Origin of the sequence: Streptomyces triticisoli, from assembly GCF_003270085.1 — a bacterium.
Taxonomy (GTDB): Bacteria; Actinomycetota; Actinomycetes; order Streptomycetales; family Streptomycetaceae; genus Streptomyces; species Streptomyces triticisoli.
The window spans coordinates 13,323-33,934 of the sequence record NZ_QFDQ01000053.1 but is presented as its reverse complement, the minus strand read 5'-3'; the positions used below and the strand labels follow the sequence as shown (position 1 = coordinate 33,934).

The 20,612-nt window shown below is 70.5% G+C and carries 19 protein-coding genes and 4 pseudogenes; 16 read left to right on the top strand and 7 right to left on the bottom strand.

Annotated features, from left to right (window positions below; translation table 11 throughout):
* Positions 1 to 218: 218 nt before the first annotated feature.
* Positions 219 to 1,046 carry an SAM-dependent methyltransferase gene (locus DEP02_RS09600; RefSeq protein ID WP_112466916.1) on the top strand — a complete coding sequence of 276 codons (828 nt, stop codon included), beginning with the start codon at positions 219 to 221 and terminating at the stop codon, positions 1,044 to 1,046.
* 197 nt (positions 1,047 to 1,243) lie between these two features.
* On the opposite strand, the pseudogene DEP02_RS09595 reads toward DEP02_RS09600, so the two are convergent.
* A pseudogene (locus DEP02_RS09595) lies at positions 1,244 to 1,453 on the bottom strand (hypothetical protein); the annotation flags it as partial.
* Positions 1,454 to 1,643: 190 nt separating this feature from the next.
* On the opposite strand from DEP02_RS09595, the gene DEP02_RS09590 reads away from it, so the two are divergent.
* The 12 genes and pseudogenes from DEP02_RS09590 to cas2 all read left to right on the top strand — a co-directional run bounded on the left by DEP02_RS09590 (position 1,644) and on the right by cas2 (position 14,009).
* Positions 1,644 to 3,464: a Cas10/Cmr2 second palm domain-containing protein gene (locus DEP02_RS09590; protein ID WP_198668364.1), complete on the top strand. Its 1,821-nt coding sequence runs from the start codon at positions 1,644 to 1,646 to the stop codon at positions 3,462 to 3,464.
* Positions 3,461 to 4,537, top strand: a complete 1,077-nt coding sequence (locus DEP02_RS09585; protein WP_157977402.1) for a type III-B CRISPR module-associated Cmr3 family protein — start codon at positions 3,461 to 3,463, stop codon at positions 4,535 to 4,537. Before DEP02_RS09590 ends, DEP02_RS09585 begins: the two co-directional genes overlap by 4 nt.
* Entirely contained in the window at positions 4,534 to 5,514 is a 981-nt protein-coding gene (gene cmr4, locus DEP02_RS09580; protein WP_112466913.1) for a type III-B CRISPR module RAMP protein Cmr4, read from the top strand. The genes DEP02_RS09585 and cmr4 overlap by 4 nt, the downstream gene beginning before the upstream one ends.
* A 26-nt stretch (positions 5,515 to 5,540) precedes the next feature.
* Positions 5,541 to 5,957 (top strand): type III-B CRISPR module-associated protein Cmr5, encoded by a 417-nt coding sequence (gene cmr5, locus DEP02_RS09575; RefSeq protein ID WP_157977401.1) that lies wholly within the window; start codon positions 5,541 to 5,543, stop codon positions 5,955 to 5,957.
* On the top strand, positions 5,954 to 6,955 hold the full coding sequence (cmr6, locus tag DEP02_RS09570) for a type III-B CRISPR module RAMP protein Cmr6 (RefSeq protein WP_157977400.1): 1,002 nt from the start codon (positions 5,954 to 5,956) through the stop codon (positions 6,953 to 6,955). Before cmr5 ends, cmr6 begins: the two co-directional genes overlap by 4 nt.
* A 6-nt stretch (positions 6,956 to 6,961) precedes the next feature.
* Positions 6,962 to 7,906: a hypothetical protein gene (locus DEP02_RS09565; RefSeq protein WP_112466910.1), complete on the top strand. Its 945-nt coding sequence runs from the start codon at positions 6,962 to 6,964 to the stop codon at positions 7,904 to 7,906.
* A complete protein-coding gene (locus DEP02_RS33315) occupies positions 7,903 to 9,381 on the top strand; it encodes a hypothetical protein (protein WP_157977399.1) in 1,479 nt (492 codons plus the stop codon). Before DEP02_RS09565 ends, DEP02_RS33315 begins: the two co-directional genes overlap by 4 nt.
* Position 9,382: 1 nt before the next feature.
* Positions 9,383 to 10,624, top strand: a complete 1,242-nt coding sequence (gene cmr1, locus DEP02_RS09560; protein WP_157977398.1) for a type III-B CRISPR module RAMP protein Cmr1 — start codon at positions 9,383 to 9,385, stop codon at positions 10,622 to 10,624.
* A gap of 1 nt (position 10,625) precedes the next feature.
* Positions 10,626 to 11,510 (top strand): CRISPR system precrRNA processing endoribonuclease RAMP protein Cas6, encoded by an 885-nt coding sequence (cas6, locus tag DEP02_RS09555; RefSeq protein WP_157977397.1) that lies wholly within the window; start codon positions 10,626 to 10,628, stop codon positions 11,508 to 11,510.
* Between the two features lie 244 nt (positions 11,511 to 11,754).
* Positions 11,755 to 12,657: pseudogene (locus DEP02_RS35285) on the top strand (reverse transcriptase domain-containing protein); the annotation flags it as partial.
* Positions 12,653 to 13,717, top strand: a pseudogene (cas1, locus tag DEP02_RS35280) (CRISPR-associated endonuclease Cas1); the annotation flags it as partial. The pseudogenes DEP02_RS35285 and cas1, both read left to right, overlap by 5 nt.
* Before the next feature lie 7 nt (positions 13,718 to 13,724).
* A complete protein-coding gene (cas2, locus tag DEP02_RS09535) occupies positions 13,725 to 14,009 on the top strand; it encodes a CRISPR-associated endonuclease Cas2 (RefSeq protein WP_112466905.1) in 285 nt (94 codons plus the stop codon).
* Between the two features lie 512 nt (positions 14,010 to 14,521).
* On the opposite strand, the gene DEP02_RS09530 is transcribed toward cas2, so the two are convergent.
* Positions 14,522 to 14,974, bottom strand: a complete 453-nt coding sequence (locus DEP02_RS09530) for an ATP-binding protein (protein WP_112466904.1) — start codon at positions 14,972 to 14,974, stop codon at positions 14,522 to 14,524.
* Positions 14,975 to 15,138: 164 nt separating this feature from the next.
* Here DEP02_RS09530 and DEP02_RS09525 point away from each other — a divergent pair, with 164 nt between their 5' ends.
* Positions 15,139 to 16,011 carry a helix-turn-helix domain-containing protein gene (locus DEP02_RS09525; protein WP_112466903.1) on the top strand — a complete coding sequence of 291 codons (873 nt, stop codon included), beginning with the start codon at positions 15,139 to 15,141 and terminating at the stop codon, positions 16,009 to 16,011.
* The gene (locus tag DEP02_RS09520) at positions 16,008 to 16,208 is read left to right on the top strand and encodes a DUF397 domain-containing protein (protein WP_112466902.1); all 201 of its coding nucleotides are present in this window, start codon (positions 16,008 to 16,010) and stop codon (positions 16,206 to 16,208) included. The genes DEP02_RS09525 and DEP02_RS09520 overlap by 4 nt, the downstream gene beginning before the upstream one ends.
* Positions 16,209 to 16,324: 116 nt before the next feature.
* Here the strand turns inward: DEP02_RS09520 and DEP02_RS09515 are convergent, their stop codons facing one another.
* From DEP02_RS09515 to DEP02_RS35275, 5 genes and pseudogenes are all read right to left on the bottom strand, one after another.
* Positions 16,325 to 16,642 (bottom strand): helix-turn-helix domain-containing protein, encoded by a 318-nt coding sequence (locus tag DEP02_RS09515; protein ID WP_112466901.1) that lies wholly within the window; start codon positions 16,640 to 16,642, stop codon positions 16,325 to 16,327.
* A pseudogene (locus DEP02_RS09510) lies at positions 16,639 to 17,003 on the bottom strand (type II toxin-antitoxin system RelE/ParE family toxin). The gene DEP02_RS09515 and the pseudogene DEP02_RS09510 overlap by 4 nt, the downstream one beginning before the upstream one ends.
* 212 nt (positions 17,004 to 17,215) lie before the next feature.
* The gene (locus DEP02_RS09505) at positions 17,216 to 18,667 is read right to left on the bottom strand and encodes a flotillin family protein (RefSeq protein ID WP_112466900.1); all 1,452 of its coding nucleotides are present in this window, start codon (positions 18,665 to 18,667) and stop codon (positions 17,216 to 17,218) included.
* A gap of 155 nt (positions 18,668 to 18,822) precedes the next feature.
* Positions 18,823 to 19,332 carry an NfeD C-terminal domain-containing protein gene (locus DEP02_RS09500; protein WP_112466899.1) on the bottom strand — a complete coding sequence of 170 codons (510 nt, stop codon included), beginning with the start codon at positions 19,330 to 19,332 and terminating at the stop codon, positions 18,823 to 18,825.
* A 625-nt stretch (positions 19,333 to 19,957) separates the two neighbouring features.
* Positions 19,958 to 20,089, bottom strand: a complete 132-nt coding sequence (locus tag DEP02_RS35275) for a hypothetical protein (RefSeq protein ID WP_269809355.1) — start codon at positions 20,087 to 20,089, stop codon at positions 19,958 to 19,960.
* A 204-nt stretch (positions 20,090 to 20,293) separates the two neighbouring features.
* Between DEP02_RS35275 and DEP02_RS09490 the strand changes: the two genes are divergently transcribed.
* The gene (locus DEP02_RS09490; protein ID WP_112466898.1) at positions 20,294 to 20,473 is read left to right on the top strand and encodes a hypothetical protein; all 180 of its coding nucleotides are present in this window, start codon (positions 20,294 to 20,296) and stop codon (positions 20,471 to 20,473) included.
* Positions 20,474 to 20,612: the final 139 nt, after the last annotated feature.

Below are 20,612 nucleotides of genomic sequence, written 5' to 3'. Positions count from 1 at the left end.
ACCAGCGGCCGCCGCTGGCGCCGCATCGGCGCGGGCTACTGACGGCCCGTCGCGGCGCCGGCCAGGCGGTCGCGGCGGCCCGGCCCGGCGGACAGGTCGCCATGATCGGCCGGGTCGGCGGTTGCGCTTCGAAGGCCGTGAACTCTGCGCGTGTCATGGCCAGTTCGCATAGGTTGGGGGCGCTGCACTGGTCATCGCCCACCACAGGAGGCTCACCCGTGTCCGAGGACCTTAGTCAGGACAGCGCCGGTTTCACGACACGTGCCCGGATCGACACGACCAAGCCGCACTCGGCGCGGTTCTGGAACTACTTCGTCGGCGGCAAGGACAACTACGAGGTCGACCGGGAGATCGGCGACGAGATCAAGGGGATCTTCCCCGGGCTGGTCGACGTGGCGCAGACCAGTCGGCAGTTCCTGGGGAGGGCCGTCCGGTACCTCGCCGGTGAGCAGGGGATACGGCAGTTCCTGGACATCGGGACCGGACTGCCGACCGCCGACAACACGCATGAGGTGGCGCAGCGCGTCGCTCCGGACGCGCGGATCGTGTACGTCGACAACGACCCGATCGTTCTCACCCACGCGCACGCCCTGCTCACGAGTACACCCGAGGGCAGGACCGACTATCTGGACGCCGACCTCTACGACCCCGAGGCCGTCCTGCGGGCCGCCGCCGGGACGCTGGACCTCACCCAGCCGGTCGGCCTGGTGATCCTCAACACGCTCGGTCATGTGGGCGACTACGGGCAGGCCCGTGACCTGGTGCGCCGGCTGATGGCGGGGCTCGGGTCGGGCAGCCACCTGGTGATCAGTGACAGTACGGCGACGAGCGAGGGCATGATCGCCGCGTCCCAGGCGTACAACGCGAGTGGTGCCGTTCCGTACCACGTGCGCGGCGTCGAGGAGATCGCCGGGTTCTTCGACGGGCTGGAGCTGGTGGAGCCGGGGGTCGTGCGGGTGCCGGAGTGGCGGCCGGAGGCCACCGGGGAGCCGGGTGGGGGCGGTGCCGCCGTCGACGCCTACTGCGCGGTGGGGCGCAAGAGCTAGCCGGAGGCGCGGGGCAGGGGCGGCTGATCGGGGCATGGCCTCACCGCTTGCCGGGACGGATGCCGTGCACGAGCGACTGCTGGGCGGGGTGCGCAAGTCGCGGGCAGCCCCGGAAACAGCGGAGCCCGGGCGCTGTTCGGGCGTCCGGGCTCCGTGGTCAGGGGTGTCGGCGTGTCACCCCGCTCCCATTCCAGGCTCTACTCGGTGGTGTCGACCTTGATGCGGGACGGCTCGGCCGGCGCCGGAGTCGAGGGTCCGACCTGCTCCGGGATCTTGGCCGTACCGCGTCCGGCGATGCCCTGGAGGAGCTGGGCCAGGTCGACGCCGGTGGTGGAGCTGAGGAGTTCCATGCCCTGGGCGACGTTGTCGGCGACCGTGCACGGGAGTTGACCCGCGCCGTGAACCGAGGCGGTGAGGTTGCACACTGGTGTGGTTCTCCGGTAGCTAATGGCCTCACGCTTTCACGCTGCTACTACGGGGGGTCGCGTGTCCGAAGGCGGCAATGCGGCATCGGAGGGGTACGTCCCCTCAGACTTGGGCGAGAGCACCGGCGACTTATCGGGCGACAGCCTGGCCGAGACTCATCACGATCTGGTCGTGATCGCTGTCTCGGGTGTCCAGCAGTTCATCACGGAGTCCAGGACCACGTCCGATCTGAGCGCCGGCAGCGCCATCGTCGCGCGGCTGTCCGCGCGTGCCGCACGGGAGTGCGCGAGCCGCGGTGCCCGTCTCGTGTTTCCCGCCGTCGTGCCGTTGGAACAAGCCTCGAACAAGCCGGACGACGGGTTGGCCAGCGGGTCGACGGGCACCCCTGGCGCCCCCACGGTGCCCAACCGCATCGTCGCGCTCGCGCCCGAGGGAAAGGGCGCCGAGGTCGCTGCCGCCGCCGACCACGCCGTGCGGCAGGACTGGGCGGGGCTGGTGCGCGAGGCGGTGGGCAGGCCTGTGGCGACTCCGGGGATGCCGAGCGTTCAGTGGGTCAGCGTCCCGGCCTCGGCCGGGGACTACGCGGAGCAGTGGGACGCAGCGCAGCGCCTGCTCGTCGCCCGCAAGCGCATCCGGGCCTTCGACGCGGTGGATGAGCCCGACCGGGAGTTGTGCTCGCTCAGCCCCCGCTGGACCGCCGAGCCGGAGCCGCCGAAGGGCGTGCCGTCCCATGAGCGGGACCGGCTGGCGGCGGCGAACTGGGTGAAGCGGCGCTATCGCCGCATCGGTGGCGCGGGAGACGACGGCGGCCCCGGCGAGGTGCCGAGGGGGTTCCCGTCGACGAGTTCGATCGCCTCGGCGCCCTTCCGGTTCCTTGTGCTGGCCGCGATGAGCGATCGGCAGGTGTCCCGTGCGGTGTCCGCGCTGCACGTGGCCGCGCAGGTCCTGGACCGGGGACGGGAACAACCGCTGGCCGCGTTCGCGGCTGACGCTCCGCCGACAGCGGACAGAAGCTGGCTGGCCGGTTCGGCGGGCCGCTGGGTCTACCGGGACACCTGGCAGGAGGACGTTCTTGCCAGGGAATTCCCTTCAGTTCCCGCCGAGAAGCGTGCGAGGGCCGTTGCGGAGGGCGAGCGGGCCGCGCATGCCCTGCACAAAGTGATGAAGGACCGAGGTGTGGGCCCGCCGGTCCTTCACCTCGCTGTCATCGCGCAGGACCTGGACAGCATGGGGCGTTTCCTCGGAGGTGAGGTCGCGGGGAGCCGTCAACGGAACGCGGTCACGGAGGCGTGGCACCGACAGGTGTCCGAGCGGCTGTCGGCGCTGGCGCGGGAGACGTGTGAACTGTTGGAGGAAGCCGACCACTTCGGCGTCCCGGTCTATGCGGGCGGCGACGACCTGCTGGCCTTCGCCCCCGCCGCGCACGCACTGGCCGCCGCCCGGGCCGTCCAGGATGCGATACCCGAGACCCTGCCCACCGCGAGCACGGCAGTTCTCTTCTTCCACCACCGCTCGTCGCTGCAGCAGGCGGTGAGCGAAGCCCAACGTCTGCTCGAAGCGGCGAAGGAGCAGGACGAAAGGAAGAACGGGCTCGCCGTGGGGTATCTGCGCCGCTCGGGCGTGCGCGAGCAGTCGGTCCAGGCGTGGACGCGTACGGCGGACAGGCGCGGCCCCGTCGAGGACTTCGAGGAGTTCCTCTCCGGCACGCCGGAAAGCGATGGCGGCGACGCCGGAGGGCTGTCGCTGCGGCTCGTGCAGGACTGCCTGCGCGACGAGACGGAGCTGGTCAGCCTGCCCGACGACCTGTTCGCAGCGGAAATGCGGCGCCTGGTGACCCGTCACGGTGGTACGCGCGCGCAGGCGGAGGCCCTGGTGCGGCTGGCGGCTGCCGAGAGGAGTCGCCCGGTGCCCGGCAGGCGCGGTCCGCGGCTTGCCGAGCCGGTGAAGGTCGCCGCGTTCCTGCGGCAGGAGTGCGCGGGAGGCGGAGCGTGACCCGATCGGTGTGGCTGGCGTTCACGCCCCGCGACTCGCTGTTCATCCGCGACGGGCGGGCGTTCGAGGCAGGCGCGGACAGCGCGGCCCGGGCGGTGTGGCCGAGCCCGAGCACCATCGCCGGCGCGGTCGGCGCCGCGTTCGGCCGGGAGCCGGACGAGGTGCGGGGTCCGGTGCTGGCTCGCCGTTCGCGTACGGGGAACTGGACCCCGTACTTCCGTACACCGGCCGATGTCGTCGCCGTGGGCACGGGCGAGGTGGCGCGGCTGAGCCCGCAGGAGATGCCCGAGGGCTCCACCACCGACTTGGGCGCTGTGCGGTCCTGGCTCGGCGCGGACGGGTCGGTGGGGATGGAACAGCGCTGGGGAGGGTGGCTGCCCGGTGACGAGATGCGGCGCTACCTGGCCGGAGACCTCACCACGCGGGTGATGCCCGCCGACGGGATACGGCACATGGCCCGGGATCCCGCGGAGACCGAACCGCACGTCGGTCTGGCCCGCACCGAGGAGCGCACGGCGCGCACCGGATTCCTCTACCAGGCGGCACACCTGCGCCTGACAGAGGGATGGGGCTTTCTCGCGGAGTGCGTCCTGCCCGACGACTGGGGCGAGGTCGAGCCGCGGCAGAGCGTGCGGTTCGGTGGGCGCGGGCGGCAGGCGTGGGTCGAGGTCGCGGACGCCGTGCGGTGGCCGGCGCCTCCATCGGACGCGAGGGCGTTCAGCGGTGGCCGGGTCGCGGTGTACGTGGCGACGTCGGCGTTGTGGCCGGACGGCTGGCGGCTTCCGCCGCCCGACGGGGCGGAGTTGGTGGCTGCCGCTGTGGGTGACGCCGAACCGGTCGCCACCGCCACGCCCGGGCCGGAGGGCGGACGTCCGCGTGACCGGATGCTGCGCTGGGCGGTGCCGGCCGGGTCGGTGTACCGCCTGCGGTTCGCGGGCGCCGCCGCGGCGCGCGCCTGGGCGCTGGGCGGCTCGAACGCGCCCGGCGCGCATGGCACGGCGTACGGGCGGGGGCGTGAGGACCGGCTGCGCACGGCTGGTTTCGGAGTGGTGTTGACGGGAGTGTGGACATGAGCCGGGCCCAGAACGAGTGGCTGCTCTACCTGTACGCGGAATCCCCGCTGCACGCCGGAGCGGCCGACGCCTCCGGGGTGATCGACCTGCCGATCCAGCGTGAGGCGGGAACCGGCTACCCGGTGGTGTGGGGCCAGAGCCTCAAGGGCGCACTCCGGCAGGCCGCGCGTGACGACGGCTGGGACCCGGACATCCTGCGGACGGTGTTCGGCTCGGATCCCCCGTCCGGGGCGGCGCCGGGCGAGGACGGTGCGGACGCGGCGGACCGTGCGGAGGCCGCGGCAGGCCAGGGAGCGTCGACCGCGGGTTTGCTCGCCGTCGGCGACGCCCAGCTCGTCGCGCTCCCCGTCCCCACGCTCCAGCAGACGTTCGCCTGGGTCACCTCGGATCTCGCCCTGGCACGGCTGGCCCGCAAGTATCTGGCCCTGCCCGAAGAGATGCGTCCACGCCTCGGGCCCCCGGAGCGCACCCTGGACGGCGTGGCCCTGGCCACGAATGCGAAATGGTGCGGAAAAAGCCGTGACGAGGTCCTCGGCCCGCTGGTGGTGCCGCTCGCGGAGAAGCCCGATGCCGCGGTGGTCGCCTGGGCGGAGCGGATCGCCGGGGACGGGATCGGCGAGGACGACGTGTTCGAGCCGTTCGCCGACAAGTTGAAGCGGGATCTGCTCGTCGTCGATGACGACGTGATGCCCGAACTGAACCGCGACTGCACGGAAGTGGTCGCGCGGGTCCAGTTGAACAGCGGCAAGACCGTGGAGCACGGCCCGTTCTACAGCGAGTACCTCCCGGCCGAGACACTGCTCGTCGCCTCCCTGACACTGCGCGCGTCGGAGCTGTCCGAGCTGGTCGTCGACGAGGTGAAGGAGCTTCTGCACGGGCGGCAGATCCAGATCGGAGGCGACGAGACGATCGGCAAGGGACTGGTGTGGTGCCGTCTCGTCGGCGCCGGCATCGAGAGCGCGGTGGGTGCGGCATGAGCGCGGCCAGGAGGGTGGACCAGGCAATGGCCCTGGCCGCTAAGGACATGCTCCCCGAGAAGATCGACAAGAGACTGCGTACCCGTTACCGGCAGCTGCCGGTGATGCTGCACACCGCGGGGCTCGCCGCCACCTACGCGTTCGTCCTGTCGAAAAGGGACGACAGCGCACTCGGGACCGCATACCGGAAGGTCGCCGACGGAATCCGCAAGCACATTGGCGACCGCGCCCTCATCGGTGGGAAGACTCACTGGAGAGACGACTTCGAACTTCTCGAAGCTCTCGGGCGGGCGGACCGGCCGGACTACAGCCGCGCGTCGGCGGAGATCTCCGCACTGGCCGGCTGGCTCAGCCGCCTCGCCGAGGCCCGCTTCCGCGACGCGAACGCCGACTCCGGCGCGGCGACCGGCGGGGCGCGGCCGTCCGGGGAGGGAACCGCGTGAGTGAGGGGGCGAACAGTGTGCAGGGGCCCAGCAAACCCGTGGGTCCCCTCTCGCAGGCCGTCTCGCTCGGCGACAGCGGCGGCCTGCGCACACTCGGCGGCGGAAAGGGAAGCGGTGGCAAGGGGGCCAACCCGCTGATCGTCCTGCGCCGCACCGCGTTCGTCACGTGGACGCAGGGCCGGGCCGAAACCGACAGGAAAGCCGACATCGACAAGAGAGCGGTCCAGCGCCTGCTGCGCTGGGCCGACCGGGCCGACCTCGGCCAGGACGCGGAGCTCATCGCCCTGGCCCGTGCCCGCCGCACCCGCAGCCTGCTCGCCCTCCGGGAAGGCGGCCACACCGTGGTCCGCCTGCACGCCCGAGTCCAGTGGCGCCTGATCACCGGTATGGGAGCCAAGGACAACGCCCACGAGATCGGCATCGCCCTGCACGGCACGTACGGCTGGCCGGTGCTCCCCGCCAGTGGGCTGAAGGGGATGGCGGCGGCCTGGGCGGCGCGGAACATCACCGACACCGCGGTGATCGACGCGGTGTTCGGCACGCCGCGCCCGGTGGGCGGGGCAGATGTGCCCGCGGACACCGGCCTCGGTGAGGCGTCCCGCGGCGGCGTGCTGTTCCTCGACGCGTTCCCGACCGAGGTGGCGGCCGTGCAGCGCGACGTGCTCACCCCCCACGCACAGCCGTACTACACGGCGGCGGAGAGCGCCCGTGACGACGAGAACCGGACGGTGGGCGACAAGAGCGACCCCGTCCCGCTCGTACCACCGGCGGAACACCACAACCCCGTGCCGGTCACCTTCCTGACCGTGCGGGGAGCCACGTTCGCCGTGGATCTCGTCGGCTGCGACGCCGAGGCCGTCCGGTGCGCGCAGCACTGGCTGAGCGACGCGGCCGACGAACTGGGCGCGGGAGCGAAGACCTCGGCCGGCTACGGCTACCTGAAGATCGACACCGATCCCGACTGGCCCCCGTCCCCCGATCCTTCCGCGAAAGGCTGACCGGCCGTGACCCTGCACATCGTCTCCGTCGGCTCCAACCTCCTCGACGCGTTGGAAGCACCCAGCAGGATTCGCGGCCTGGACCCCGACCTCGCCGACGCCATCCGCGACACGTCCCCCACCTGCGTCCTCTCGGACATCGCCGGAACCGACAGCGAGGCCGCGGCAGACGAACTCGCCGCCTGCCTCAGCGCCGGCACCGACCAGCACCGGCACCTGGTTCGGCTCGTCCGCGAGATCAGGCCCGGACGGTGGCCCAGCGTGAGCAGCGCCGAACTGGACACCCTCACCCGCGCCCCAGGCGGCCGACGCCTCCTGGCCGCGGACGACGTGGCCGTCCTGCTCGCGACGGACACCGTCGACGGCCTCACCGCCGCACTCTGGAACGCCCTCGCCCTCACCGGCGGGGACCTCGACCGCGTCGAATACCTGGCCGGGCCCGCCGAGCTTCCCACCGCCCCGCGCGGACACGCTCTCATCGTGCGCGTGCCGGGCCTCGACCCGCGCACCGAGAGCGACTTCACCCGCGCCATGGAAGGGCTCGGCACCCTCGGCCGCACCCTGGTCACCAAGGTCGCCGACTCCGGCGACGAGGACTTCCTCTTCCACCTCTCCGCCGGTTACAAGGCCGCCACCCCTTACCTGATCGGCCTCGCCGAGGGACTGCGCTCCCTGCCCAGAAAGGGCACCGTGCAGGCGTTCATGCTGCACCGCGACACCCAAGGGAGCGCCATCCGGATGCCGTTGCGCAGGATGAACCTGAGGCTCCTGCACAAAGCTCTCGGCCCTTTCCGGGAGAACGGCAGAACGGCGCTGCGCCCGCCGGACGACCGGGTACTCGAGGGATACGCCTACGACAGCACCGCCGACGGCACCGGATTCGAGCTCACCGCGTTCGGTGCGGGCCTGCTCGCCCTCATCGGTCGCCCAGAGGAAGACCTGGGGCTGTGAGCACCTCCACCCCACTGCCCCCGGAGCTGCACGCCTTCCGGAGCCGGTTGGCGGCAGGTGTACTTCCCGCCGCGCGTGCCACCCGCCCCGGCGACTGGGAGAGGCGCGACAGCGACGCCTTCAAGGCGGCGGACATCGTTCCGCTCTTCGGGCCTCTCCTGCCGCTGGAAGGGGCGGCCCACGTCGACCGAGGCAATGTGGAAGAGGCCCTGGACCGGGTCGAGTTGTGCCGCACCCGGTTGATCACCCTGCTGTTCAGTCCCGACCACGTCCTGGAGACCGTCGCGTCCGCCTTCGTCACGGAGGGCCACATACCCGAACCTGCACGGGTCTGGTCCTGGATGTGCTGGATCACCGAGGCGGCCCACCGTCACCTGCATACCAGTACAGCCCCGGACGCGTACTTGATGCGCCCGCTCGCCCACCGCTTGCGCTTCCTCGTCCTCAGTGAGCCCTTCAGGCACAGAAGGGATCCGGTCTGGGCGGGAGATCCCGGGGAGTCCGCCGACCCCTGTGGCAATGCCTTCGGGCACCGGACGTGGTCCCTGCTCGCCCTGAGAGCCGAGGAGGCCCGCCGGGACTGGCTGGCCACCCTGAACACCTACCAGAGCAGCCCGTTGCTCTCCGGTGTCGGCAGCGACGCGCTCGACGCGGAACTCGTCCTGACCGTCGCGGACGGCTGGTCGCGCCGCAGCCGCTTCTCCATCAGCCACCGTCCGCTGGACGAGCCGGCCGGGCCGACCGTGCGCGACAACGCGGTGCTCGGCCACATCGTCCACCGCCATCTCCTCCCCCGCTTCCGGATCCTGCACGTCGCCCGCCTGGCTCCCCCGGCCGGGCGCGACCGCTGGCGCGCCGCCGTCCTCGCACTCGCGTCCGCCGCGGTGCTCACCGCCGCCGTCGGGGGGTTCGCGAGCGGCCACTGGTTCCACACGGGAGCGGCGCTCGCGGGCCTCACGTACGTCGTCCTCATCACCGGCGTCGTCAAACAGGGCCCGCTCTGGGCCGCCCAATGGCTGCTGCGCTACCCGGCCGCCGCCGCGTTCGGCCTGTTCGCGCTGCTCGCCCTCCCCATGAACTGGTGGTCGGACCCGCACCCCCGCTGGGGCGTCGCCGCGGCCGCCCTCGTGGTGGGCGCGTTCGGCTACCTCGTCGTCGAGGTCCGCAACCACAACGTGAGCGGCCGGCAGGCCCTCCGCCGCGCGTTTGGTGTCCTCCTCGCCGGTGCCGTCCACGCCTTCCTGCTCTCCCTGGTCGTCCTCGTGTGCGTCGCGGCCACCTACACCGAGGCCGACCCCGACGGTGCGGGCCGGATCTCGCTGCACCATCTGTGGCACACCACCGGACTCGCCTGGCAGGTCCTCGCCCTGGCCACCGCCTGGTCGCTCGCCGTCGGCGTGTTCTCCCAGATCCTCTGGGACGACCGCCCCATCACCGCCCCCCTGGCCCACCTCACCTGGAACGACGGAGGCTGACGTGCCCTGGACGACCCTGGCCCTGCGGACGACCACGCCGGTGTTCAACGGCGGTGACGACGAGGGCGTGGGCATCCGCGTCCCCTCGCTGCGCGGCGGCATGCGCTACTGGTTCCGGGCACTTGCCGGAGCCGTCGTCGGCGACGACCTGCGCCTGCTCTCCGCCCTCGAACACGAGGTGTTCGGCGGCACCGGCCACCAGTCCCCCGTCGTCCTGCGCATCCCCGACCCACCCCGCACGGCCGACCGCGCGGAGGCGAAGTTCCTCGGTGCGAGGGACGGCGAGCACCTCCAGTACCTCCTCGGCCAGGGCCTCTACGAGAGGACCCCGCGCAAGCGCCCCGCCCACGAAGGCCTGACCCGGTCCTTCGTCGCCGCCGAAACCGACTTCCACCTGGACCTTCGCTTCACCCCGGGCACTTCCGAGGCCGCCGCGTCCCTCGCCCTGGCCTCCTTGTGGCTCCTGTGCACGTACGGGGGCATCGGTGCACGCGTCCGCAAGGGCTTCGGCGGGCTGCGCATCACCGGCGTCAGCGGCAGCACGCTGCCCGGCGACTGGACATCGGACGATCTCCTCACCCCCGGCCCGGCCTACTACGAGAACCTCGACCGACTCACCGCCGACCACGGCGTCCTGGCCCATCACCGCGAATGGCTCGCCGCCCTGAAAACGGCACCGGACGACCTCGCCACCCGTACCGCCGATCCCTGGCACGGAACCCGGCCCACCTACCCGGTCCTCGGGCAGCACACCGCCGCGGCCCTGCGCCCGGGCGCCACCACCTGGCCGTCCCTCCTCATCACCGCCGGCAAGGAATGGCGCCACTTCCGGGCGAGCGAGGACCCCCCGGAGACCGGCGCCGGTGGACGCGTCCGCACTCCCGAGTACAGAAAAGTGATCCGCGGCAACAGCGACCACTTCCCGCTGGGCGCCCTCGGACTGCCCATCACCTTCTACGACGGGAGGAACAAGGACACCGTCAACGTACGGAACGGCGCCGAACACCTGCGCCGGGCCTCACCGGTGTGGCTCCGCACCGTCGGTGCCGACCGCACACGGCGGCGGCTGTTCTCGTTCGCCTTCCTCGGCACGTTCCTGCCCCAGGACGACAAGAGACTGGGCGTCCGCCTGGGTGAGCGCACGCTTCAGGTCACCGACCAGGACCTCCACGACTGTGCCACGACCTGGCTCGACAAGATGCGCGAGGGCGGGACGTTCGTCCGCACCGACCGGGAGCGGTGACGTGCCTGCCGCCCTCACCCTGCACCTGCGCACGATCCGGGCCTGGAACCCGGACACCCGCCAACTCCACGGCCTGGCCTGCGCGCTCTTCGAAGGAGACGACGCCGACCACACGGCCCAGCAGAAACTGTTCACGGTCCAGCAGCCGACCGCGCAGTCCCCGACCGCACTGCGGCTGCGAGCGACCTGGTACGGCGCGAGAGCCGTACCCGGCACCGCACTGGAGCCCCGACTCCTGCGCCTGGGCAACACGAGGTGCCAGGTGATCCGCACCGAGCTGCGCACCGAATCCTTCGCCGCCCTCGCCGCGGCAGGCCCCACGACACGCGCGACACTCACCTTCCGCTCCCCCACCTACTTCCAGCGCAGCGGCGAACCCGACCTCACCCCCGATCCCGCCCTCATCCTCGGCAGTCACCGCCGCAGCTGGAACACCGGCGTCGGCCCCGACTCCCCCCTCCACATCGACGACACCGCCTGGCAGGACCTCCAAGGCGCCCTGCGCATCGACCACTTGAACCTGACCACCACCACCCGGGACTCCGGCTACGACCGCCTCCGCACAGGCTTCACCGGCACGATCACGCTCCGCTTGGCCCGCACCACCCCACCCCACACCGCCCACCTGCTCGCGACCCTGACCCGCTTCGCCCCATACGCCGGCACGGGCGCGGGAACGACGCACGGGTTCGGAGCGACAACCAGCGTGATGGTAGGAGAGCGGAGCGACACAGCACGACACGGCCCCCAGAGGGGGTCTGCCCCACCACCCGCACCCCAAGACGAGGACCACGCCTGTAACCGGACAACGGACACCAGCCCCTCCGTAACCCCTTCCCGCGCGGCTCATCAGAGCAGCTCAACACCACGACCGACGCGAAAGTGACCTACGCCACACCCCCTGAGAGCCACTGGCAGGCCCCACCGCGCAACGGACACAATCTCCACAGGCCACGAGCCCCACCCAAAGCGAAGGGTTCCGCCGGATGAGTCGCCCGCAGGGCATAGAAACGCTTTCGTTTTACTGTTGAGCTTCAGAATGCTTCCGTGTTCCGCCGGATGAGTCGCCCGCAGGGCATAGAAACTCTCGACCCAAACAGGCGAACGGCTGGCCGTCCATTCCACCGGCCATGAAGCCCGCAATGCATAGGGAAGTCGTTACCGGCGACGTCGACTTCCTGTCCACTTTTCGATTCACCGGAATTCATACCTCCCAGGAGGCCGAATTGGCCGAGATGTTGCACCGTGCCACCTCCGAGGCCGCATTGCTCGAGGCATGGCGGGAGGTGCAGGAGAACGACCTGGAGGACGGCAAGGTCAACCCGCAGGTGGCCGCCTACTCCGACGGGATCCTCGGGCGGTTGGCCGCGCTGAGTCGGGCGCTCCGCGCAGGCACCTGGGAGCCGTCTCCCGCGTACGCGATGGAGATCGAGAAGCGGTCCGGCGGAAAGCGACTGCTGGCGGTGCCGGCCGTGGAGGACCGGATCGTGGAGCGGGCGCTGATGGAGGTGATCGACGACATGATCGACGCCGTACTGCTGCCGTGGAGTTACGCCTACCGCAAGGGACTGTCCGTGGCGGACGCACTGCACGACCTCGCACAGGCCCGGGACGACGGCGCACGCTGGGTGGTCCGTGCGGACGTCAAGGACTGCTTCGAGCGGATCCCGCGCTGGAGTGCGCTGACACGGTTACGGGAGGTCGTGCCGGATGCCGAGGTATGTCATCTGGTCGGCCGGCTGGTGAATCGCAAGGGCGTCGGCCCGGCCGCGCACCGTATGCGGCAGGGGCGGGGCCTGTATCAGGGCAGTTCGTTGTCGCCGGCGCTCACCAACCTCTACCTGGACTCCTTCGACCGCGATCTGTTGCGCGCCGGGTTCCGCGTACTGCGTTACAGCGACGACTTCGCGATCCCCGTCGCCACGCAGGTGGACGGCGAGAAGGTCCTGGAGATCGCGCAGGAGGCGGTGCGACGCCTCGATCTGGAGTTGAACGAGGACAAGTCCCGCATCGAGAGCTTCGACGAGGGTGCCGACTTCCTCGGCAAGATCACCACGGCCCGTTCCGGAAGCCGTACCACGACGTACGTGTCACCGCTGGAGTCGACCGTCTACGTCACCGAGCCCGGTTCGTCGCTGCGTGCCAAGGGCGCCCGACTGCGCGTCGTCCGCAAGAACAAGCCGTTGCTGTCAGTGCCGTTCGACCGGGTGCGGCAGGTGGTGTGCACGACTCCGGCGACGCTGACCAGTCCGTTCCTGCGCCGAGCGCTCGAACACGGTATCGATCTCGTTCTGGCCGAGGAGGACGGCGAGTTCCTCGGCCGCCTCACTGGCCCCTACGGGCCCGACGTCGAACTGCGCCACGCACAGCATCGGCTCACCGACAAACGTACGGCGAAGCTCGACCTGGCCACGGCCTTCGTCTCCGGGAAGATCAGCAACATGCGGACCTGCCTGCTGCGGGCCGCCCGCGACGGAGGCGGAACCGGCCGCCGAACGTCTCCTGACCGCCCGCAAGTCCGCGCTCATGGCAACCAGCGAAGCCGCGCTCATGGGCGTGGAGGGTGCAGCGAGCCGCGACCACTTCGCCGCACTCGGCCGGATCCTCGGCCCGACCTGGTCCTTCACTCACTGGCGCCGCCGTCCGCCGCCCGACCCGGTCAACGCGTTGCTTTCCTTCGGGTACACGCTCCTGACCCGCGAGGCGGTCGCTGCCGTGGAACTGGCCGGGCTGGACCCGGCCGTGGGCTACCTGCACGAGATGCGCCGCGGTCGCCCCTCCCTGGCCCTGGACCTGGTCGAGGAGTTCCGCCCGCTGATCGTCGACCATCTCGTCGTCGGCCTGTGCACCAGAGGCCAGGTCAGCCCGACCGGCTTCACCACCGACACATCGGGAACAACGGGCTGCCGCATGGACCGTGACACACTCCGCGTCTTCCTCGCCGCCTACGAACGCCGCATGCTCACCGCCGCCCACCACCCGACAGCCGGACGCCGTGTCTCCTACCGCACCGCCCTGACCGTCCAGGCCCGCCACCTCGCGGACGTCATCACCGACCGCGCCCCCGCCTACACCCCCATCGGCCGGCGGTGACCATCGAATGCCGTACACCTTGCTGATCAGCTACGACATCGCCGACAACGACCGTCGCGGCGAGATCTCCGACCTCTTGGCCGCCCACGGCGCCCGTATCCAGTACAGCGTCTTCGATGTCACCCTGCCAACGAAGAAAGAGGTCCAGCGCCTCCGCGGCGCCCTACGCAAACTGATCGACCGGGACGAGGACCAGATCCGCCTCTACCCACTCCCGGCGACCACCCTGAACGAGCTGATCATCCTCGGCAACCGCCGCCTGGAGAAACGCGCCGACTTCTGGATCGTATGACGGAGCATCCCCATGACGCGCACCCACCCCACACCGGAGGTGGCCGTAACCGCACTACACCGTCAGCCCTCGAAAACGCCCTTTGCCGCGCGGCCTGTTTCCGCAGCTCAGCTACGCGGCCCGCATCGCCAGTGACGTGCACCACATCTACTTGGGTACGCTGGCACACGCCGTCGCGCACCCGGCATCATCACTGCAGGCCACAAGCCCCTCCTCAAACGAAAGGTTCCGCCAGAACTGACGCCCGCAGGGCATAGAAACGACTTCGGCGGGAGGTTCGGCTCCTGGGTTGCCCCGGGGTGCCGCCGAAGCTGACGCCCGCAGGGCATAGAAACGCTGGTCGAACTGATCCAGCTGACTTTCCAGCTTTAGTTCCGCCGGAACTGACGCCCGCAGGGCATAAAAACCTCGTCTTGTGACAAGCAGCTCAGACAATTGCCGGGACGTGCCGCCGAAACTGACGCCCACAGGGCATGAAAACGTACTCCGGGCTCGTCAAGTAGCGGTTCGCGTCAAGCGCGGGTGCACTCCGCCCAGACCGTCTTGCCGCCCGGGTCGTGGGGCTCGCAGCCCCAGTCGTCGGCGAGTGAGGCGACGAGGAGCAGCCCCCGTCCGGACTCGCCGTCCGCGTCGGCGTCCGGTGTCGGCACGGGCGGGCGGTCGCTTCGCGCGTCGGTGACCTCGATACGGAGGGTGGTGGGCGTCAGGGTGAGGGCGAGGCGCGCGTTCCTGCCCTGCACTCGGCCGTGCAGGGCGGCGTTCGCGGTCAGTTCGGCGATGAGGAGGGACGCTGTGGCCATGCTGTCGCCGGCGGCGGCCTCCGGCCGTCCCTGCTGCATGGCGAGCCAGTGTTCGGCGGAGTGGCGGGCGGTGTGCGCGCCCCGCGCAGTGGTGGGGAACAGGGTTCTGAAGCGGACCGTGACGACGGTCGGTTCACCGGATGCGGTGACGGTTTCCTGGTTCACCTCACCGAGGGTGACCGAGTCGGCCTACCGTGTGGAGCACACCGGGCGGTACGCGGGGTGACTGTCCCGGTGCGGACGGTGTGATGTACGGGCGTACGGCCGTGACCTGGCCGGGGCTTCGCCGGTTCGTCCTCCGGACACGGAAGACTGGGTGGTGGTGCGGCATGACAGCGCGGCCGGGCACGGGGGCTCCCACGGGCGGCGAGGCGGACGGCACGGAGGAGGTCGCGGACCTGTTCCGGACCCTCGGCCGGCAGATCAAGGTCGCCCGGGAGCGGGCCGGGCTGAGCCAGAAGGAGCTGGGCGACCGGATCGGGTACGGCGAGGAGACCATCTCCTCCGTCGAACGGGCGCGGCGGACGCCGCAGCCCGAACTGCTGGTCGCGGTGGACCGGTTGCTGGCGTGCGGGGGCCTGCTGGAGTCGGCAGCAGAGGACGTGGAGCGGGCGAAGACGCGGCGGCGGGTACGGCATCCGGAGTGGTTCCGGGACTACGCACGGTTGGAGGCGGAGGCGGTTCAGCTGTGTTACTTCGCCAATCAGGCAGTGCCGGGCCTGTTTCAGACTCGGGAGTACGCGCGTGCCGTGTTCGCCAGCCGACAGCCGTTCTTCGACGAGGAGACCATCGAGCAACGCGTTGCCGCGAGGATGGCTCGCCAGGAACTGATGACGCGGTGGCCACCACCGACCGTAAGCGCCATCATCCAGGAGAACATTCTGCGCCAGCCGTTCGGTGGACCGGACGTACAGCGCGGCCAGTTGGAACAGCTCCTCCGGACAGGCTGTCTGCGCCATGTTGAGATCCAGGTCATGCCGACCAGGAGCGAGGACCACGCAGGCATGGGCGGCCCGTTCACGCTGCTCACCCCCAAGGGCAAACCGCAGGTCGCCTATCTGGAGGTCCAGCACTTCAGCCGTCTTGTCACTGACCCGGAAGAGGTACGTGTCCTGGCCGCGAAATATGGAAGCATCCGAGGGCAGGCGCTCACCCCACGCGAGTCCTTGTGCCTGATCGAGAAGATGCTGGGAGACCTATGAACACCGAACAGTCCACGCAGCTCAACTGGTTCAAGAGCAGCTACAGCGGTGACGAAGGCGGCGAGTGCATCGAGGTCGCCGCCGACGCGACCGCCATACGCGTACGGGACTCCAAGGAACGCGGCGGCCCCCAGCTCGCGTTCGCACGCAGCGCGTGGTCCGGCTTCGTCGCGGACCTCGGGCGGGACCGGACCTGACCGACCCGCCCGAGACCACATCGGGGCACCTCATATGGCCGTCGCGGAGAAGGAGAAGAAGCGCGGCACGCGTCCGCCCGTACGATCCGGTGCGGGCCGACGCGTGCCGCGCTGCTTCACGCGACGACAACCCGCGTACCGTTGAAGTTCGCGACGATCTCCAATTGGCCCCCGAGGGCTGCGATGTAGGCGGCGATCGTTCCGACTTCCGCGGCAGTCGTCTTCCCCCGTTCGATCGCCGACACCCGCTCCTGCCGTACATGCATACGGGCGGCGACCTCGCTCTGCGTAAGACCGAGCTGCCTTCGCATCTCGGCCAGCCGATGCGCACGCGCCTCGGCCACCATGCGCTGAGCGCCGCTGTGGATCGCCTCGAGGTCCTCCGCGTCGAAGACCTCGCGTTTGACGTCGTCCCAGGCGTGAAACTCTGTCATTCCTCTCCCTCCTCCTGCCGCCGTACCAGATGCTCCAGCCACTCGGCATAGCGGGCCTCCGCTACTGGAATGGCCCACTGGTACCACCGGGACCACTGCCCTGCCTTGTCTCCGGCGACCAGGAGAACCGCGTGGCGCCGAGGGTCGAAGGCGAACAGAACGCGAACCTCACTGGCCCCGCTTGATCCCGGCCGTAGTTCTTGAGGTTGTGCAGCTCGGCCCCCTTGACACGGTCGACCAGTGGCCGGCCCAGGGCGGGGCCCTCCTCGACGAGAGCCTGGATGGCCTGACCGACCAGCCGAGCGGTCATACGGTCGTCCTTCCTCAGCCGGTGAAGCCAGTCACGGACCTCGCTCGTCATCTCAAGGCACCAGGGCATGACGCCTCACCGTGTAGTACGTGTACATACTAGTACCCTGATGTGCTGCCTGCCTGTCGCGCATAGGAACGCCCCGGAAGACACCCAAACGGGTGATGGCTTGCAGGCGGCCCCGGAAACAGCGGAGCCCGGGCGCTGTTCGGGCGTCCGGGCTCCGTGGTCAGGGGTGTCGGCGTGTCACCCCGTTCCAGGTTCTACTCGGTGGTGTCGACCTTGATGCGGGACGGCTCGGCCGGCGCCGGAGTCGAGGGTGCGGCTTGCTCCGGGAGCTTGGCCGTGCCGCGTCCGGCGATGCCCTGGAGGAGCTGGGCGAGGTCGACGCCGGTGGTGGAGCTGAGGAGCTCCATGCCCTGGGCGACGTTGTCGGCGACCGTGCGCGGGAGTTGGCCCGCGCCGTCCGTGGAGATGACGGTCAGCTTGTCCACGGCCGCCAGCGGCTCGGCCGCCTTGCCGACGACCTGCGGCAGCACCTCGACCAGCATCTGGAGCACCGCCGCGTCGCCGTACCGCTCGAAGGCGTCGGCCTTCTTGTGCATGGCGTCGGCCTCCGCCGCGCCCTTGGCGGCGATCGCGGCCGCTTCGGCGTCACCCTCGATACGAACGGCCTCGGCGAGCGCCGCACGCTGGGCCTTCTCGCCCTCACCGGTGAGCCGTGCCCGTTCGGCGGCCGCTTCCGCCTCCTTGACCAGGGCGATGCGGTGGGCCTCCGCCTCCTGCTCGGCCCGGTAACGGGCGGCGTCGGCGGGCTTGCGGACCTGGGTGTCCAGTTCGCGGTCGGTCAGCGCGGCCTGCCGGGCGGCGACCTTCTCCTGCTCCTGCAGGACCTCCTGCTGCCGGGCGGCCTCGGCGAGCGGACCGGCGGCGTTGGCGCGGGCGGCGGCCTCGTCCGTCTCGGCCTTGATCTCGGCCTGCTTCAGGGCGTAGGTGCGCTGGGCTATCGCGATCTCTTCCTCCGCCTTGAGGCGGGCCTGCTCGGAGGCGCGTCGGGCGACGGCCTCGGCGATGTCGGCCTCCTGCTTGGCGCGGGCCGCCTCGGGCCGGCCGAGGTCCTCCAGGTAGGAGCCCTCGGTGGTGATGTCCTGGATCTGGAAGGCGTCCAATACCAGTCCCTGCCCGGACAGGCTGGCCTCGGCCTCCTCGGCGACCTGTCCGGCGAAGGCGGCCCGGTCACGGATGATGTCCTCGACGGACATCCGCCCGACGATGGAGCGCAGCGCGCCGGACAGCACCTCTTGGGTGAACCCGACGATGCCGTCCTGCTGCTGGAGGAAGCGCTGGGCCGCGGCGCGGATGGAGTCCTCGGTGCCGCCGACCTTGACGATGGCGACGCCCTCCAGGTTGGCCTTCACCCCGCGCAGCGTGACCGCGCCCCGGACGGCCACCGGAATGTGCCGGCTGGACAGGTCGAGGGTGAACTTCTGCTGGACGAAGGGCACGACGAAGACACCGCCGCCGACCACGACCTTCTGGCCGCTGTTGTCGGTGGAGATCCGGCCGGTCTCGGGGTCGGTGGACTTCTTGCCGCGCCGTCCGGTGACGATGAACGCCTCGCTGGGACCCGCGACCTTGTAGCGGGTGACGACCACGAGGGCCAGCAGGACCAGGAGTACGACGACTCCGATCACGGCGATCAGTACAGGGCTCATGTGCGTGAAATCCCCTCAGCCCTCCCGGGGGACGGCGAATCGGATCGGAACAGGAACAGGAACAGATCGGAAACGGACGCGGAAGGAAGACGAAACAGCAGGCATGTGTGCGTCGTGGTGTGGCGCGCCGCCCCAGCCGGCCAGTGCTCGATCGGTCAGCGCTCGACCGGTCGGACCGCGACCGAGGTCGCGGACAGCGCCGACTCCACCCAGATCTCGGCACCCCGCGCCACGGGCACCGAACACTTCGCGGCCAGCTTCAGCGGCTGCCCGGCGAGGTACACCAATACCTCGCCGTACCCCTCGGCCGGAATGGCGGTCACCACGGACCCGGAGCTGCCGACGAGATCGCCGCCCCGTGGAGCGGCATCGCCCTGATCCCGCATCAGGGCGCGGCTGAATTTCCACGTCAACCAGCCCGCGGCGACGCCCGCCACCACACCGACCGCTGTTGCCCCCGTGACCCCCAGCCCCATGGTGCCGAGTGCGATCGCCCCGCCGAAGCCGAGCATGGACACGAATCCGGCGATGACCGGCAGCGACAACAGCCCGTCGAACATCCCGTCCAACACCCCGCCGAACAGGCCTTCCAGAATCCCGTCGAAGATCAGCGAGAGCACCAGCAGGACCAGCCCCGCGATGCCGAGACCCACGAACCAGCTCATTCGGCCCCCGCTTTCACTCGACGACCTCCCTCGCGTGCATACTGCCATGCGACCGGGTGACAGAACATTGCCTGCTCCCAGCAATCTTTACACATTCTTGATGCCGCCTTGACACCGTCTCCGCCCGGACGACGACGTTCCGCTGCGGTTCGGACACGGTGCACGGACTCAGGAAAGCTCGACGGCGGTACGGGCCGCCGTCCTGAAGGTCGGCCCGCGCTCTGCCGGAAACCGTGGTGCCGCCCCGGGTCGGGGCGGCACGCACCACGGGCAGCGCTTCCGTTGCCGGGGACTGGAAGCGGCGGCGGACGAGCGGTCGATCGGTGCTGCTCCTGCGGAGCCCTGCGCGCCGAGCGCCTGCCGGCCGCGCCGCCCCAAGGGCAGCACGATTTCTCCGGCGCGCACACCTACCGGCGGGCGGGCCGCGACGGCTCCTTCCACGCGCTGCAGGGCGGGGGCCGGTCGGAGGTTACGGCGTAGGCCCGGGGACGGGGGCGGGGGCAGCCGGCGCGTCCACGGTGCGCCGACGCAGGTCGGCCGTAGGAACGTACCTGGGGCGGATCAGCGGTGCCTCACCAGGTCACCGGGGTGGACGAGGTGCGCGCCGGTCCCTTCCTGAGGTGCCTCAGGCCGCGGCCGACGCCGGGTGGCCACTGCGGGCGCAGGCATTCCACAGCTGGACGAGCAGACGGATGACGAGCGCCTCGATCACAGCGGTTGCCACTCGGGTGAGGAGCGAGGTCAGCAGGTGCGGCATGGGACGCCACCTTTCCTGTGCATGTTTGACGTACCTCCCCTTTGTCCACTGTCGGGACTTCGCGTGGACGGAGTACAGGTGACCACCGGCTTAACTTTCGGTGTCATGCGGACCCGGTGAGCGCACCCACCTCTTGCAGCAGGACCGCTCCGAACCTGTCACCTGACCGCGACGATCCGCCTCTGCAGCTGTCTCTCGACACGAGTGCCGCGCGACCGCGACGGTGATCGAGGCGGCGCCTCCCGGACGAACAAGTCCGCACCGCATTACGGATGGTTCGGCCGCAACCAGCAGCCCGGCGAGTTCCTCGACGGCCGCCGGCTCACCACCGCACCCCGACGGCGCACCGGTCGCGGCGGCAAGGCCTACGGAGCGAAGGACTGAGGCGAAGCCGTTGCTCCAAGGTGTCGGCCCGCCCCGTCGAGGAACTCGCTGGGCCACTGCTGTGCGACACGCACTCCGATCGAACCGAGACTCGACGACAGGTACGAGGAGGGCGGACTGTTCGGCTTCCGGTTCCGAC

Coding starts and splice junctions, on each gene's coding strand:
- cmr4 (WP_112466913.1), top strand. CDS start 4,534: ATGAGCCGGGCCCAGAACGAGTGGCTGCTCTACCTGTACGCGGAATCC.
- cmr5 (WP_157977401.1), top strand. CDS start 5,541: ATGGCCCTGGCCGCTAAGGACATGCTCCCCGAGAAGATCGACAAGAGA.
- cas2 (WP_112466905.1), top strand. CDS start 13,725: ATGCCGTACACCTTGCTGATCAGCTACGACATCGCCGACAACGACCGT.
- DEP02_RS09525 (WP_112466903.1), top strand. CDS start 15,139: ATGACAGCGCGGCCGGGCACGGGGGCTCCCACGGGCGGCGAGGCGGAC.
- DEP02_RS09520 (WP_112466902.1), top strand. CDS start 16,008: ATGAACACCGAACAGTCCACGCAGCTCAACTGGTTCAAGAGCAGCTAC.
- DEP02_RS09515 (WP_112466901.1), bottom strand. CDS start 16,642: ATGACAGAGTTTCACGCCTGGGACGACGTCAAACGCGAGGTCTTCGAC.
- DEP02_RS09505 (WP_112466900.1), bottom strand. CDS start 18,667: ATGAGCCCTGTACTGATCGCCGTGATCGGAGTCGTCGTACTCCTGGTC.
- DEP02_RS09500 (WP_112466899.1), bottom strand. CDS start 19,332: ATGAGCTGGTTCGTGGGTCTCGGCATCGCGGGGCTGGTCCTGCTGGTG.
- DEP02_RS35275 (WP_269809355.1), bottom strand. CDS start 20,089: ATGCCGCACCTGCTGACCTCGCTCCTCACCCGAGTGGCAACCGCTGTG.